Source organism: Rubritalea spongiae, assembly GCF_042652385.1.
Lineage (GTDB): Bacteria > Verrucomicrobiota > Verrucomicrobiia > Verrucomicrobiales > Akkermansiaceae > Rubritalea > Rubritalea spongiae.
In genome coordinates this window covers 1,412,161-1,427,821 of record NZ_JBHSJM010000001.1, presented here as the reverse complement: position 1 = coordinate 1,427,821, position 15,661 = coordinate 1,412,161, and the positions used below count along the sequence as shown (strand labels likewise).

Below are 15,661 nucleotides of genomic sequence, written 5' to 3'. Positions count from 1 at the left end.
GCGATGAAGTCTCTTACCATTGTTGGGTTAAAAGAGGAGAAGCAGGAGGTGTTAGATGGTTTGCAGACTCTTGGTTGTTTGCATCTCGTCTCACTGTCTGAGAAGGAATTGGCTGAAGCTCTTGATGTGAGTGATGAGACCCGTGAGGCGCTACAGCTTTTACAAAATTGGCATCTAAAAAACACGACTCCGAACCCGGCTTCGCAAATGAGTCCTAAAGAGATTCAAGAAAGAGCGCATCAGACTCACAGTGAGATTGTGCAACTTCAAGATGAGCTCGAGTTGCTAGTGGAACGGGTTGGGAAGTTGGAGCCGTGGGGTGATTTTAGTTTTGATAGTTTAGAAAATATGGGGGGGCTTTCTCTGTGGTTTTACCTAGTGCCACATCATGAAGTTCAGAAGTTAGAAGGTGCTGAAAGAGTGTGGCAGCAAGTGGGGAAAGACTCTCGACATAGCTATATCGTGGTGGTTTCTGCAGAGGAGCCTATGGGGGTTCCAGGGGAGAGACAACATTTAGGTGGACGCTCCTTGGCTGAGTTGAGGAAGCGTGAAGAGGAAGTGAGGAATTCTATTTCTGAATTGCAACTGGCTGGGGCTGAGTTGGCCCGTGAGCTGCCTGTGTTTCAGAATCATGTGCATGAGCTGCAGGATATTAGTAGTTTGAAGCGCGCTTCGAAGATGAGTTTCACGAAAGGGAAGTTTTTTGGGGTTCTTGCCTGGGTTCCTGAGTCTGAGGTGGAGAAGGTTGCTGCTTTTGTAAGGGAGCGTGAATTGGTACATATTTTCAGAGATCCAAATGAAGACGAAGTGCCACCGACTTTGTTTAAGAATCCTCCGGCATGGGAAGTTGGCGAGTCATTGATTGGGTTTTATATGACGCCGAATTATAGGCTGTGGGATCCTTCATTTATCGTGCTGTATTCTTTTGCTATATTTTTTGCGATGATCCTTTCTGATGCTGGGTATGGGATTGTGATGGCTGTTTTACTTGCTGTTTTATGGAAGAAGTTAGGTAAGGGCAACGCGAGGTTTTTGTGCATGTTGTTAACAGGAAGCACAATTATTTGGGGTATGCTAGTTGGTTCGTATTTCGGTGTGGAGCCGCGCGAGCATGGTTTGTTGGAGAAAATGCATATGTTAGATATGGGGAACATGCAATCGATGATGGCTATATCGATTGTGGTGGGCGCCGTGCATATTATGCTTTCGAATGGGGTTGAGGTTTGGAGGTTGAGAGGGCGGGTGAAAGCGCTTGCCCCTGTGGGCTGGATTCTGACGATTGCGTCAGGACTGTTAGCTTTCTTAGGAGGATCTATAGAGATGTTAGGACAGCTTGGTTTATGGGGAGTTGGGATTGGTTTGGGGATGGTGTTTTTGTTTAGTGGAGCTGAGAGGGATGCCAAGCTTGTGAAGCGTTTGGGTGGTGGGGCTATGGCGCTGACGAAGATTACTGATATGTTTGGCAATGTGTTGAGTTACTTGCGGCTGTTTGCTTTGGGGATTGCTAGTGCGGCATTAGCGGGTGCATTTAATGATTTAGCGATACAGGCGTATGAGGGGGTTCGTGGTCTCGGGGTTGTGCTAGCGCTGGTGATTTTACTAATAGGTCACCTTTTGAATTTTATTTTAGCTATCATGAGTGGGTTCATTCATGGGCTACGACTCAATCTCATCGAGTTCTTCAACTGGAGTGTTCGAGAAGAAGGATATGCGTATCGCGCATTTAAGAAAAAATCACTTAATCATTAACAGAATAAATTATGGATCAACTTATTATGATACTTGCATGGGTCGGTATTTTTTCACCTATCGCGTTGGGTGCTATTGGTAGTGTTATTGGCTGCTCGCGTGCGGGACAAGCTGCTTGTGGAGCCATGTTAGAAACGGAAAGTGGGCACGGCAGGTTTGCCGGCATTGCCGCGATGCCTTCGTCTCAGACGATTCTAGGGATTGTGGTCACCTTGACTCTCAATAAGCCGGTGACCGTAGAAAATGGTCCAGGTATTTTTGCGATAGGAGTCCTCAGTGGAGTGGCTTTGATGATTTGTGCGGCGGCACAGGGCACGTGTTGTGCAGCAGCGATCAATGCCTCCAAGCATAAGCCAGAGATTTTCGGTTTATCGATAGCCCCGGCAGCGATTGTTGAGGGTTTTGGTGTGTTCGCGTTTGTATTCGCCTTAGTATTGGCAGGAAGTTTACCCGCTTAGGCTATGAATCAGGAGAATCCTACTATTGCGGCATCTGGGGTGAATGAGCTGATTCAGCGCATTCGCGATGAGGGGGTGGAGAAGGCGAGAGATGAGGCGAAGCAAATCGTACATCAAGCGAAGCAAGAGGCAGCCCAATTAGTCGCCAAGGCTGAGGCTCAAGCAAAGCGTGAGTTAGAAGCTGCTAGAGAGAAGATCGAGACTGAAACTTATGCCTCAGAAGAAGCGTTGAAGATCGCAGCGCGTGATACCGTGAAGAATTTAGGCGCGGGGGTGAGTAGAGTTTTTAGGAATCAATTAGAAAGAGTGATTCACGAGGAGCTTGGTGACGCATCGTTGATTCGTGAAGTTATACTAGCTGTGGCGAGTGAAGCAGGTGAAATGGTGGACGCAGGGACTCCGGCTGAACTGCTAGTTCATTACGAACAAGGGGATGAAAATGCTGAGAAACGCATCAATGATCTGATTTACCACTTATCTCATGAAACTTTTAAAGAGGGACTGACCTTAAAGCCTCAAGCTGGTTTACAGCGAGGAGTGTCTATTAAAGTGGAGGGCGCTGATGTGTTGATTGATGTGAATGAAGAGACGCTGACGGAACTGCTGCATCACCAGCTATTGCCTCGTTATAGGCATTTATTGCGCAATGAGCACATGGATCTGGATGAAGAATAGCGATGAAGTCATCTTCTAAATATTACACCTTAGTGGCGAGTTTACCTCATTTACCGAGGATCGGTCAGATGGTTGAGCGCAATCCAATGAATCGCGCGCAAATGCTCAAGCGCTTTAAAATGCTGAGTGATGAGGATAGACTGACAGTGGAGACGGCGTGGAAATTTATCGCATGGGAGGAACAAGATCCGAAGCAGAGTGACGAGGAAATTGTGGCTGAGTATCAAAAAATGGCTGAGGACGGAGTTCACCCAGCATTGTTAGAAGTGATGCAGTACCGGATGAATTTACGGACAGTGATAGCGGGCCTTCGGAGGAGATTGGCTGGAGAGCAAAATGCTCCGAGTCATTTAGAATGGGGGGTGTTTCCTTGGAATATACATATCCAAGGTCATTGGAATGAGCCAGATTTTGGTTTAGGTGGTGTGTTTCCATGGATTTCTAGAATGCGGACAGATTTGGAAGAGGGAAGATCGCTGCAGGCACAAGAACGAGTGATGGACTTAGTCTGGGACTCGCTTGACCGGCTCTGCATGCACAAAAGTTTTAGTTTAGAGCATGTACTCGCCTTTGTCTTTAAATGGGACATTTTGGAGCGATGGTTGTCATATAATCAAGCTCAGGCTGAGGTGACGATAGAGAGTTTGACGGACTCTTTGGTCACTTCTTTTAGAACTCAACAAGCAGATAAATTAACAGCTTAATATTTATGGAACAGGTACGAAAAGCTCGCGTGATCGCAGCAAAAGAGAGTCTGGTAAGCATTGAGACGGATGGGGCTGCGATTGTTAAAAATGAGGTTGGTTATGTCCTGTTAGAGAAAGAACAATTGAAAGCAGAGGTGTTAAGAGTGCGCGGGAATACGGCGGACATGCAAGTGTTCGAAGACACGCGTGGAGTGAAGATTGGTGATGAAGTGAGGCTGACTGGAGAAATGCTTTCGGCGGAGTTAGGGCCGGGCTTGTTAGGTTCGGTGTTTGATGGACTACAGAATCCTCTTCAGCCCTTAGCGGATGAGCACGGTTTCTTTTTGCCGCGTGGAGTTTATCCCGATCCTGTTAATCGAGTAAAGCTTTGGGAGTTCAAAGCTGAAGCCAAGGCTGGTGATTTGTTAGTCGCTGGAGCGATCATTGGATCAGTACACGAAGGTGTGATTCATCATCGGGTGATGATTCCCTTTGATGAAGCTGCAGAGGTGGAGCTGTTAGAGGTGAACGAAGGTGAGTACACGGTGGATTCGGTAGTTGCCCGTTATCGCAGAACGGACGGATCTGAGCATGATCTTACGATGTTACGCCGCTGGCCAGTGCGCCGCGCTTTGCCGCAAAAATTATTTAAACATCGTTATGCGGAGCGTTTGTATCCGAATGAACCGTTGACAACGACGATACGGATTATCGATACATTTTTCCCACTAGCTCGAGGTGGGACTGGATGTATCCCCGGGCCATTTGGAGCGGGGAAGACTGTGCTACAGAGTTTAGTGGCGCGCTATGCGACCGTTGATGTAGTCATTATTGTGGCTTGCGGTGAGCGGGCTGGTGAGGTGGTGGAAACGATTAATGAGTTTCCGAAAACGAAAGACCCTAGAACGGGTGGATCGCTGATGGATCGGACGATTATTGTGTGTAATACTTCATCGATGCCAGTGGCGGCTCGTGAGTCATCGATTTATACAGGTGTGACTTTGGGGGAATATTATCGGCAAATGGGGCTAGATGTATTATTGATTGCCGATTCGACCTCGCGCTGGGCTCAGGCGATGAGAGAGACCTCTGGCAGGATGGAAGAAATTCCGGGGGAAGAGGCGTTTCCAGCTTATTTGGATTCTTCTATCAAGACCTTGTACGAACGAGCGGGTTTATTGCGCAATGCAGGTGGAGATCTTGGTAGTCTAACAATGATTGGAACTGTCTCGCCAGCTGGAGGCAATTTTGAGGAACCGGTTACGCAGGCGACCTTAGGGACAGTGAAAGATTTCTTGGGCTTGTCTTATGATCGAGCGTATAAGCGGTTTTATCCTGCCATTGATCCTTTAATTTCGTGGTCGAGGTATTTGGAACAGCTGGCTCCTTGGTATAAAGAAAACTTGAGTGCAGATTGGACACGGGATGTTCAAGGAATGACTGAGTTACTTCATCAAGGGGATGCTATTTACCAGATGATGCAGGTGACTGGGGAGGAAGGAATTAGTTTGGATGACTTCTTGATCTGGCAGAAGTCGAACTTGTTAGATATGGTTTATCTGCAACAAGATGCCTTTGATAAGGTTGACGTTTCGATGAGCCGCAAGCGTCAGTTAGAGAGCTTCTATTTTCTTAAAATGCTGATCGACAGAAAGTACGATTTTAACACCAAGGAAGACGCGAGAACGTTTTTTACTAAGCTCACAGGTTTGTATAAAAACTGGAATTATAGTGCTGAAGGAAGTGAAGAATACGGGCGTTATCAGACCGAGATGACAGTGCTTGCCGAGGAAGTGAGTTTGGTAAAAGAGGGACCCTGTAGATGAATAAAAAAGCCCAGCAGGAGAGGTTCGCTCTCGGTGCTGGGTTTTGAAGGTCAGTTTTTAAAACTGTTAGTTGTTAGGGCGGATGGCGTCAGCAGCATCGCTACGTAACTTGTCGGTTGCTTCTTTAGCTTCGTCAGTGGTCTCTTTAATTGAGTTTACTGAGTCATCAGCAGCTTTTTCGGTCGCTTCTTTAGCTTCGTTTGTAGTTTCTTTGATAGAATCTACAGAGTCATCTACAGCGTTCTGAGTTGCGTCTTTAGCTTCATTTGTAGTCTCCTTTGCTGAGTCTACAGCGTCTTGAGTCGCTTTTTTTGCGTCTTCAGTGGTTTCTTTAGCAGCATCGACAGTGTTATCGATAGCTTCTTTGGTTGCCTCTGTAGCGTCTTCAGTAGTCTTCTTGATGGACTCGACAGAATCGTTAACGGCTTCTTTGGTTGCCTCTTTGGCTTCGGAAGCTTTTTCTTTGATAGCTTCTGCTTGTTCATCGATCACTTCGCCTGCTGCGTCTTTAGCTTCGTTTAGCTCTTTTTCTAGTTTGTCAACGGATGCTGGCTTTTCGCTACAAGAAACGGCAAATGTTGCAGAACATAGTGTAAGAATGATGTGTTTTTTCTTCATAAGATAATTTGGTTCTATTTGGCCGAATGTTTCTTAAAACATCAGCTGGTCTAGCATTATACTTATTCTGTTAGGAATTGAAAGAGTTTTTCAGATGTATAAATGAAAAGAAATAGTGTTGCTGAAGTGGTGATGTCTGAGATATTGATGTTCTTATGAACCGTTTCATTGTTTCGTGTTTGAGTGCTACTTTTATTGGGGGCAGTGTAGTTTTTGCTCAGCAGTTCCCGAGTTATGAGGAGCCTCCAGTTTTTGCAGCTTCTCAACTTTTACCCGTTGGCTTGCTACAAGGTCCTCAGCACAGGGTGCGTGACCATGCTCCATCAGACGGATTCCTCATTCATTTCACGATGGATACGAATTATGGAGTGGTTCATGCCAGAGGTTTGGATGAACTAGCTGTGAGGGTACATGAAATGGGTGCGATTCAACTTTTAGTAGAGACGAGTAAGTCGGATCTATTTGCGGAAGGTTTGAAGAAGTCAGTAGAGGCGCCAATTGATGCGGTCAAAAATATAGCTGCTGATCCTGAGGGAGCTATGAAGAAGGCACCGGCTACGGTCGGCCATTTTTTCCAGAAAGTAGGATCTTCGGTTTCTAATGCTGCCACGAAGGTGGGGGATAAGTGGCAGAACCGTGATCCCGATCAAAACACGGAGGAGATGTTAGCTGAGACAGGAAAAGGTATAGGGAAATCAGCGAAGAGCGTGGCTGGTTTTGATAAGGCAAAACTGGACTGCGCTAGGAAGTTAAGTGTGAACCCATACAGTGATAACGAGTTATTGCAGTCCGAAATGGAGAAGGTAACTTGGGCGTTTTTTGCAGGAGGGCTGCCCTTGCGTTTAGGTGCGTCAGCTGTGTCGGGTGGGGCTTCAATGGCGCTGACGGCTACCAAGACTGTCGGGATTCCGGAGGATATTTACGATGTGACACCGGGAGAATTACTGCTGCGCGATCGCCAAGCGATGGAAGCGATGGGGGCGGATCAGGCATTGATCGAAAAGGTTTTTCTCAACCCGAATTTAAATGTGGCTCTGAGGCATGGAGCTATCCAGTCATTATCTGCACTTCCAGGAGGAACGGATCGGTTGAATGTGGTTGGTCAGTTGGCTAGCTGTGCGACTGCTGAGCAGGCTCGCTATTTTTACCAAGTGCTCGAGAAATTAAAGGCACGACATCACTCTAGTCCTTATAAAGCTTTAAGTACAGTGATGCGGATGCCGGCTGGGGTCACGCAAGATGGAGTGCTAGAAGTAGTTGCGCCTGTAGATTACCTTTGTTGGACGCCTCAGATTGCACAATTTGCCAGTACGCCAAAGATGCCAGGTCAGAAGTACCGGGCGGTGGTATACGGGAAGATCAGTCCTTCAGCGATTGAAGGCTTTAAGGCGACTGGCTGGGAGGTCGTGGATCTTTAGTTCATTTCTTAAAATAAAAAAAGCCCGGGCCTGTGAAAGCTCGGGCTTTTTGTTTTATTTGAGGAGTTGAAAGCTATGGCTCCCAGCGTTCAATTTTGTCATTGAGCCATTTGATCCACGCTGGGTGGGTGTTGAGGCAGGGGATGAGTTCGAACTCTTCTCCGCCATGTTTGAGGAATTCTTCTTTTCCTTCCATGGCTATCTCTTCGAGTGTTTCGAGGCAATCGGTGATGAAGGCGGGGCAGATGACCTTGAGTTTTTTGACACCTTCTTGGGCGAGGCGCTCAATTTCAAAGTCGGTGTATGGTTTGAGCCATGGATCCTTGAGAAGACGTGACTGGAATGAGATGGTGACATCGTCGTGACTAAGTCCACCTTTGGTCATGAGAGCGTAGGCTGTGGCGTAGCATTGGTGGCTATAGCAAGTGGCATGTGCAGGGTGAGGCGTGGTGCAGCAATTTTTTGTCTTGAGACAATGATCGTGAGATGGATCAGTTTTCTGGACGTGACGCTGAGGAATGCCGTGAAAGGACATCATGAGGTGTGCGTCAGAGCCTTCATATTTCGGGCGAATAGATTCCCAAAGAGCATCGATGTATTGCGGGTCTTTGTAGAATGGTTGGACAAGGACTGTATCGATTTCTCCCATGCCCTGAGCGCGAAGCTGGTCCATGAGTTCGACGACTGCAGTCTCGTAGCTGGACATGGCGTATTGCGGATATAGAGGGATGATGAGGAGGTCATCGATCCCGTCTTTTTTCATTTCAGCAACAATTTCTTCGGTGGAAGGCTTGCCGTAACGCATCGCAAGGTAGACTGGGATGTCGGTGTTTTGTTGGACGAGCTTTTGTTGTTCGACACTGGTGACGATGAGAGGAGAGCCTTGTTCCGTCCATACCTTCTCGTAGGCTTCAGCTGATTCAGCTGGGCGCTTAGGAAGGATGACGAGTTTGAGTAGTAGTTTTCTTACGACTGGGTTGAGATCGAGAACGCGATCGTCTGAGAGAAATTGGTCGAGATAGGTGCGCACATCTTCGACTTTAGTCGAATCTGGTGAGCCGAGATTGAGCATGATGACGCCTTTTTTAGCCATGGTAGAAGACCTGAAGTGTAAGCTTCAGTAAAGTTAGGTGTTATGTGAGAAGTGTTAAGTTAGGGCTGGGTGCTGAGCAAACGCTTTTTAGAGAAGATCTTTATCAGACTTTCTAATGGTTTGCGGAGGAAGTTAGTTTGAAATTGTCTGACTCAGCTTGATACCTGAGATAATACAATCACCTACTGAGATACCTCCACGGTAATTCCCTGCGAAATGGATACCTGGGTATTTCCGCTCGCATTGTTCGAGCTGTGCGAGGATGTTACTGTAGCCGAGATTGAGCTGGGGAATGGCTTTTTCCCAACGTACGATATTGCTAAATGTGGGGTTGCCTTCGATACCGAGAAGCTGGCGAAGTTCGTCCATGACTGAGGCTTTCATTGCGCTGTCGGCCATCTTCGCGTGTTCGGGGGTGCGGGCTCCTCCAAGCATGACATTGATTGAGACGTGTCCTTCGGGCGCTCGATTCTCAAAAAGTGTCGAAATGAAAAGAGCTCCGAGCATTTTTGATTTTTCGTTGAGGGCATTGAGCATGCCGAAGCCGTCGAGTGGGTGGTTGACTTGCTCTTTTTTGAATCCAAGGACCATTGCGGTGACTGGTGGATAGTCGAGATGTTGGACTTTGGTCACTTCATCGAGAACATCAGAGACGTGAGTGTCGAATGGGAGATCTTCTAATTTGTGAGCTGGGACAGTGATGATGAGATCGGAAAAGGATCCTTGGCCATGGCATTTTCCAGCTTTCCAGCCGATGTTCCAACGCTTTGATTTTTTATTAAATGAGATGCTGCTGATGTCGGCTTCAGTAATGATGGTGTCATCATTGAGCATGTCAGCGACGGCTTTTGGGAGAGCTTCCATTCCATCTTTGAAGGAGATAATCTCTCGTTTTGCTAGGCGGTTGGTTTCACCTTTTTTTGCCTCTTTACCCGCTTTCACGAGCCCCTTGAAGACAGAACCTGACTGCTGTTCGCAACGATAAATATTTGGAAATGCGAAGCGTGTGGAGAGGCGGTTGGGGTCGCCTGCGTAGATTCCGCTAACAAATGGGCCAGCAGCTTTTTCTAACATTTCTGGGCCGAATCTGCGACGGATAAAGTCGGCAAAGCTTTCACTGCTGGATTCTGAGGCAAGCTTGCTAATGAATGGCTCTTTAAGGGCGCGCATTTTTCCGCTGAGTGAGAAAAGCGATGAAGTGAGAAAACTGGTTGGAGAGCTGGGGAGGGTGTGGAGTTTGCGTTGGTGAACGACGAAGCGTTTGTTCGCAGCCTGGTTGGCGACGATAAGTTCAGGTTCGAGGCCCACCGATTTAATGAGATCAGCTACGCGTTTATCATTCACCATGAGGGTGTTTGGTCCATGCTCCAAACGATAGCCGTCTTTCTCGGTAGTTTGGATTATGCCGCCGACTCGATTACTTTTTTCGAAAATGACAGCGCTGTGCCCAGCCTGCTGAAGATAGTAGGCGGCACTGAGTCCTGTAATGCCAGCTCCAATAATGGCGACATTTTTGCGCTCTTGAGTCTGCTCAGTCATAGAGAATAGTTACGCAGTTTGCACGGTCGCACGTGTTTGTAAAGACATGGGAAGTTGTTTTGAGTACCCAATTTTGGAGGCTTTGGAAGAATGGGTAAATACAGGTGTGAGGTCAGTCTCACTTGTTAGATTACGCGGGCAATGATAGTAAAGCTTAGTGATCGAGAGAGAATATAAAGTTTGGTGTGAGAGAAGGGCTGAATCTCAACGAGTGATTAAAGCTTATTCATTTCGTAAGGCGGCTGTAGCTTTTGTGGGAAGTGAGATGAATATAGAGCCTAATGACGTGGTTCATGTCGAGTTTGGTGCAGAGTTTCAGAAGTTTACGGCATCTGAGTTGGTGTTGAAAGATGGCTGGAAATTAGTGGAAAGTACGGAAGTGACCTCTGGGGTGGTCGAGAAAGAGGAGATTCAAGAGTTAGTTGATCCTCGATCGTCATTATCGAGCAAAGACTTGTTACGTCTGGATTCAGCATATTCTAGTTTACGCGCAGCTATTAACATTCTTATATTTTTAGCGTACGTGAGTGTGGCTGTGACATTTGTAATCAGCTTAGGTGGAGGTATTGGAATGGAGTCAATCGAGATGATGGTCATGGCTTTTTTTGGGGCCGCTTTGTCTGTGATCTCGATTTATGTGGTCCAACAGTTGTTACATGCTTTTGTTGATATCGCAGATGCCCATATCCGGAAGTTAGATTAGACAGTCTTAGAGTGTTTTGCGCTAGATTGAGCGAGGTGGGCGTCGAAGTGCATAGCGATGTTACGAATGAAAAGGGCACCTTGCGGAGTGACTTGGAGAGCATTTTCTGATCGTTCTAACAAACCATCGATTTCCATGTCGAGGAGTTGATTGAGTTCGTTCGCGAAGTGGTCTTTGAAGTCGATATTTAGCTCGCTCGAAAGTTGATGGAAGTCGAGAGAATGGTCGCACATGAGGCGCATGATGGTGGTGCGTCGAATGTGATCGTCGGGTGTGAGTATGTAGCCTTTCTCTACTGGCAGTTGGCCTAGGCTGAGACGTTTTTCGTAGGCGTCGATGTCTTTAATATTTTGACGATAGCTGTTTTTTGTTTGTGAGATAGAGGAGATTCCGAAAGCCGCAATTTCGATGTCTTTGAAGGTGGAGTAACCTTGGAAATTACGCTGCATGGTTTTGTTGCGTTGGGCGACGGCGAGTGAGTCATCGACTTTCGCAAAGTGGTCCATACCAATGTATTGGTAGCCATTTGAGGTGAGTTCTTCGATGATCACGCCGAGCATCTTGATTTTTTGTTCAGGTGCTGGCAATCCGTGGCGTTCGAGTATTTTTTGCGCTGGAGCCATCCATGGCACATGGGCGTAGGAGAAAACAGCGAGTCGGTCTGGACTGTATTCTAGGACTTGGTGAATGGTGTTTCGGATCGATTTAGGTGTTTGGTATGGGAGCCCGTAAATGAGGTCGATGTTAAGCGACTGCATGCCGGCGGCACGAGCCCATTCGATGGCATTGCGGTTTTGTTCATCGCTCTGCACGCGGTTCACCGCTTTTTGGGTTTTTAACTGTATGTCTTGAACACCGAATGAAACGCGGTTTACGCCGAGTCGCCGAAAGGCTTGGATATGTTTTTCGGTAAGTCTACGCGGGTCGAGCTCTGCGCTAATTTCAGCGTTAGGTGCAAAGTGGAAGTTTTTATGGAGTGTGCCAGTGAAGTGATCGATCAGGTCGGGGTCTAGGTAGTTCGGTGTACCTCCACCGAAGTGTAGTTGCTGGACCTCACGGCCAGGTTGAATGTTTTCGCGGTAGTGCTCAATTTCGCGTTCAAGGAGCTTGATGTATTTCTCTGCGGGTTCGCGCTGAGAGCTGATGATTTTTGTGCAGCCACAAAACCAGCACATTGATTGGCAGAAGGGAATGTGGAAGTAGAGGGAAAGTGGTCCTGATTCGTGGGTCGCTTCGAGTCGAAGTTTTTCAATGTCGATTTGATCGATGAACTGGGGAGCGGTGGGGTAGGAGGTGTAGCGCGGTCCTGGTTTGTTGTACTTTTCGACGAGTCTGAGGTCGGGCTTGAGCATGAGATTATTATGCTCACGTGGCAGGAAATGCACTTTGCATATTCTGTGGTAGCCACGACAAAATGTGCTGCTCAGTGAATACTGGAGAGGTTTTATTGTCGCTCTATATGAAATTAAATGTCGCTTCTGGTGACTGGAAAATGATGGTCTTTGAACAAAGGCTATTTAGTGTCGTCGGTCATGAAATATCTACTTACATTGTTTATACTCGTGCATAGCTTGAGTGCCAAAGATACTTTTGTGCCCCTCAGAGAAGGGGATGATGTGCCGATGAATGTGGTAGATCTCTGGAGCGGGTTAGATCTTAGGACCGATCCGATTGAGAAGGAAATCGTCAAGACTTATGAAGAAGATGGTGTCGTGTGTGAATATGTGATGTATACAGTGGCGACGATCAAAGGAAAACGTTCGCGCATAGCAGCGTATTACACCTACCCAAAAGGCGGAAAAGATTTGCCAGCATTTGTCTGGGCTCATGGAGGCGGTCAGCGTGCAGAGAAGGAGCGTGGAATTTATTTTGCGAAACAAGGCTATGCTACTCTCGACATTAACTGGAATGGTCGTGAGCTAGATCCAGATGTAAAAAAGAACACGGATTGGGGGAATGTGGATCCGACACAGGGGAAAAGGTTTTATCCAAAAGCATTACGGGAGAAACGACATACAGGAGCGGAGCCTGATGAATATACTATCGATGCAGTGGTGAGTCCGAGGAATAAATACTGGTTCATGCTCGCCTATGCGGGTCGACGCGGAATTACATTTCTAGAACAACAGGAGCAGGTGGATCCAGAGCGGATTGGTTTCACTGGGTTTTCTATGGGCGGAAATATCACTTCGTTCTGCGCGATTGATAAGCGACTGAAGGCTGTGGCTCCAATCGTCGGAGGATCAGGGTTTTCTTATGACAGAATTGCTGGGTATCCATCTGTTAGGGGTACTCAAAAAAATCACGACTTGTTGAGTAATACGATTGAACCACAAGCATATTGGCCGCACGTTACTGCACCTGTAATGTTTATCAGTGGGACAAATGATTTTCACGGAAGACTGGATTTCTTACAGCGCTGTGCTGACTTGTTGCCGAAGGATACTGTCTGGACGATGTCGCAGACGATGCATAATAATCATAGTCCAGGATCGAAGCAATACCTCGCGCTAGAGTACTGGTTTGATCATTATCTTAAGGGGGAGGTTTTGGCTGTGCCTACGACAGCTCAATCGAGCTTCAGTAAAGTGTCTGATGATATGTGGAGGTTAGAAGTTACACCAGATGACATTGAGAACGTTGAAGCTGTTCAAATTTATTACAGTTGGGATACGGCAATTTCTAATAGGTTTAATAAGCCGATTGAAACGAAGCGAAATGGTCATCAATGGAGCGCTGAGATTCCAACTCGAAGTGAATTACCAGTAACAGCATTTGCCAACATTCTTTACAAATCTCACAGTGGAGTAGCTGAAGAAACTTTAAGCGGTAAGACAGATGTTTTCTCTATTACTTCGCGTTTTTATAGTGAAATTCCAGATCAGATGGACGAAGAGATGTACGTAGGTCTGCAATTAGATAGGACGTTTGAACCTGTCTTTGCTGAGTTTCCAAAGGATAACCTAATTTGGGCTGTGCGACCGCAGGATCAGTCGGTGATTACTTATAAGTTTAATGACTATGCCTTAGCATTTCCGAGTGATAAAAAGCTAAAATTTCAAGTGGTCCCTGCTGATGAGGAGCTCAATTTGATTGTCTCTTTTTCTTCACATAAGCACCTCATTAAGTCTCAAAATGAGCTGAGCAAAGATGTCAGTATTTCCAAACGCTTTAAGGAGGCTGGTGATCTGGTGATATCTCTTGATGAACTAGTGAAAGAATCAGGCAATGAGAGCGAGCGTATTTCGTCGTGGCACAATGTTTCGACGATGAAGGTGAGTTTGAGAAAGTCTTCCCGTGAACGTATTAACTTGCTCGATCCGGAAACGAGTGGGAAATATTTGCGCAGCATTGAGTGGGTGGATTAAGCTAACAGCTTATTCGTCGCGCCAGATATCGACAATATGCTCGGGGTGGAAATTGAGTTCCACGCCGGGCGATAGGAGTTTGGTGTAATGTGGTTCATTGTCTAGGAAGCCTGTGAGGTAGTCTTTGTCGGTGGAGGTGACGACGACCCACATGTGCTCGGCGTCGAAGGATTTTCCTTGGACTCTAAGTGGCTTTTTGTAGTGGAAGATGAGTTTGACGATGTCTCCTTCTTGGACATTGAAACGCTCATCATCGGCTGGAACTGGATGCTCCAAAAAGCCTTGGTCCTGCCAATTGTCTAGTTCGACAGGCTCAAGCTCGTAGCCATCTTTTTCAAGTGTGGCGTATGGATAGTCGTCTTCGCTCACAAGCTTTACTTGTAGTTAGTAATGGTCTCGATGAGAGCAGCCATGTTCTCAGGCTTGGCAGAGGGTAAAATGCCGTGACCTAAGTTGAAAATGTGACCTTTACGGCCTTTCATGGAGTCTAGTAAGCGAGTGGCTTCGATGACTGTACGCTCTGCTGTGCCGTCAAGAATGGATGGGTCGAAGTTGCCCTGAACAGCGATGCCTTCTGGAAGCTCGGAGTGGAATTTCGGGAGGTCGACTGTCCAGTCCACAGAGAGTGCCTTAGCACCAGCTCCGATGAGTTTAGTGGAGTGGTGTGCCATACCTTTGGCGTAAATGATCATCGGGTAGTTTTCTGGCATAGCGTCGATGACGCGGCGCATCCATTTGACTGACATTTCTTCATAGTCGCAGGCAGAACAGAATGCACCAGCAGAGTCGAACATCTGTAAAGCGTCTGCACCGTGTGCAATCTGCATGAGGAAAAGGTCGATAAGGGCAGTGGAGATTTTCTCCATTAGCTTTTCAAAGAGTGGACGATTCTCATAGAATAGGTGCTTGAGGCGTGAGCAGTTTTTGAGCGAGCCACCTTCGGTCATGTAGGCTGCGAGTGTCCATGGTGAACCACCGAAACCGAGAAGCGCTTTGTCGTTACCCATTTCTTTACGAATTGAATCGAGGGCGTGGCCCATGTAGATGAGCTTTTCAGCGGTACCCATTTCATCGAGTGCATCGATTTGAGCTTCTGTCTCGAGGATATAGTCCATGCCAATGCCACCGCCTTCGCGGAAGTGGTATGGTTGGCCCATAGCTTCTGGGATAACGAGAATGTCAGAGAAAAGGATCGCAGCATCGAGATTGTAACGTCGGAGTGGTTGGAGAGTGACTTCGGTAGCGAGCTCTGGAGATTTCACCATTTCGGTGAAGGAGTAGGATTCCTTAAGCTTGCGGTACTCTGGGAGGTAGCGTCCGGCTTGGCGCATGACCCACACGGGTGGGCGTTCGAGGTCTCCGCAATTGGCGGCAGTGAGGAATCGTTCTCTGCTGTTCATGATGGTGTTTAGAAAGGAAAAATTGGGAAGGATAAAGGAAAAAGTGGTTTCCATTTAGTTGCCGCTAGATGAGCAACTGTTTTTAGTGTTAAGTTCTGTGTCTGCAGTACCTGTTGTACGGCTCAAAA

14 protein-coding genes are annotated in these 15,661 nt (G+C 47.1%); 8 read left to right on the top strand and 6 right to left on the bottom strand.

Annotation, left to right across the window (positions count from 1 at the left end; translation table 11 throughout):
• Positions 1–3 precede the first annotated feature (3 nt).
• Genes ACFPK9_RS06545 through ACFPK9_RS06525 form a run of 5 tightly spaced genes read left to right on the top strand, consistent with a single transcriptional unit; the run spans position 4 to position 5,394 of the window.
• Entirely contained in the window at positions 4–1,749 is a 1,746-nt protein-coding gene (locus tag ACFPK9_RS06545; protein WP_377094030.1) for a V-type ATP synthase subunit I, read from the top strand.
• A gap of 11 nt (positions 1,750–1,760) precedes the next feature.
• A complete protein-coding gene (locus tag ACFPK9_RS06540) occupies positions 1,761–2,207 on the top strand; it encodes an ATP synthase subunit C (RefSeq protein ID WP_377094029.1) in 447 nt (148 codons plus the stop codon).
• 3 nt (positions 2,208–2,210) lie between these two features.
• Positions 2,211–2,882: a hypothetical protein gene (locus ACFPK9_RS06535; protein WP_377094028.1), complete on the top strand. Its 672-nt coding sequence runs from the start codon at positions 2,211–2,213 to the stop codon at positions 2,880–2,882.
• Positions 2,883–2,884: 2 nt separating this feature from the next.
• Positions 2,885–3,586, top strand: coding sequence for a DUF2764 family protein (locus ACFPK9_RS06530; RefSeq protein ID WP_377094027.1), 702 nt, complete (start codon positions 2,885–2,887; stop codon positions 3,584–3,586).
• Positions 3,587–3,591: 5 nt separating this feature from the next.
• Complete coding sequence (locus ACFPK9_RS06525; RefSeq protein ID WP_377094025.1) at positions 3,592–5,394, top strand: V-type ATP synthase subunit A; 1,803 nt, start codon at positions 3,592–3,594, stop codon at positions 5,392–5,394.
• Positions 5,395–5,460: 66 nt separating this feature from the next.
• Here the strand turns inward: ACFPK9_RS06525 and ACFPK9_RS06520 are convergent, their stop codons facing one another.
• A complete protein-coding gene (locus tag ACFPK9_RS06520; protein WP_377094024.1) occupies positions 5,461–6,012 on the bottom strand; it encodes a hypothetical protein in 552 nt (183 codons plus the stop codon).
• A 155-nt stretch (positions 6,013–6,167) separates the two neighbouring features.
• Here ACFPK9_RS06520 and ACFPK9_RS06515 point away from each other — a divergent pair, with 155 nt between their 5' ends.
• Positions 6,168–7,430 carry a hypothetical protein gene (locus ACFPK9_RS06515; protein WP_377094023.1) on the top strand — a complete coding sequence of 421 codons (1,263 nt, stop codon included), beginning with the start codon at positions 6,168–6,170 and terminating at the stop codon, positions 7,428–7,430.
• 73 nt (positions 7,431–7,503) lie between these two features.
• Here the strand turns inward: ACFPK9_RS06515 and hemH are convergent, their stop codons facing one another.
• Together hemH and hemG are read right to left on the bottom strand one after the other, a co-directional pair.
• Positions 7,504–8,523: a ferrochelatase gene (hemH, locus tag ACFPK9_RS06510; RefSeq protein ID WP_377094022.1), complete on the bottom strand. Its 1,020-nt coding sequence runs from the start codon at positions 8,521–8,523 to the stop codon at positions 7,504–7,506.
• Between the two features lie 132 nt (positions 8,524–8,655).
• Positions 8,656–10,062: a protoporphyrinogen oxidase gene (gene hemG, locus ACFPK9_RS06505; protein WP_377094020.1), complete on the bottom strand. Its 1,407-nt coding sequence runs from the start codon at positions 10,060–10,062 to the stop codon at positions 8,656–8,658.
• Between the two features lie 265 nt (positions 10,063–10,327).
• Between hemG and ACFPK9_RS06500 the strand changes: the two genes are divergently transcribed.
• On the top strand, positions 10,328–10,765 hold the full coding sequence (locus ACFPK9_RS06500) for a hypothetical protein (protein WP_377094019.1): 438 nt from the start codon (positions 10,328–10,330) through the stop codon (positions 10,763–10,765).
• Here the strand turns inward: ACFPK9_RS06500 and hemN are convergent.
• On the bottom strand, positions 10,762–12,117 hold the full coding sequence (gene hemN, locus ACFPK9_RS06495) for an oxygen-independent coproporphyrinogen III oxidase (RefSeq protein WP_377094017.1): 1,356 nt from the start codon (positions 12,115–12,117) through the stop codon (positions 10,762–10,764). The two genes, ACFPK9_RS06500 and hemN, sit on opposite strands and share 4 nt — an antisense overlap.
• Before the next feature lie 180 nt (positions 12,118–12,297).
• Between hemN and ACFPK9_RS06490 the strand changes: the two genes are divergently transcribed.
• Positions 12,298–14,133 (top strand): alpha/beta hydrolase family protein, encoded by a 1,836-nt coding sequence (locus ACFPK9_RS06490; protein WP_377094016.1) that lies wholly within the window; start codon positions 12,298–12,300, stop codon positions 14,131–14,133.
• A gap of 9 nt (positions 14,134–14,142) precedes the next feature.
• On the opposite strand, the gene ACFPK9_RS06485 is transcribed toward ACFPK9_RS06490, so the two are convergent.
• On the bottom strand, positions 14,143–14,502 hold the full coding sequence (locus ACFPK9_RS06485; protein ID WP_377094015.1) for a DUF2314 domain-containing protein: 360 nt from the start codon (positions 14,500–14,502) through the stop codon (positions 14,143–14,145).
• A gap of 5 nt (positions 14,503–14,507) precedes the next feature.
• The gene (gene hemE, locus ACFPK9_RS06480; RefSeq protein ID WP_377094014.1) at positions 14,508–15,533 is read right to left on the bottom strand and encodes a uroporphyrinogen decarboxylase; all 1,026 of its coding nucleotides are present in this window, start codon (positions 15,531–15,533) and stop codon (positions 14,508–14,510) included.
• Between the last annotated feature and the right edge of the window lie 128 nt (positions 15,534–15,661).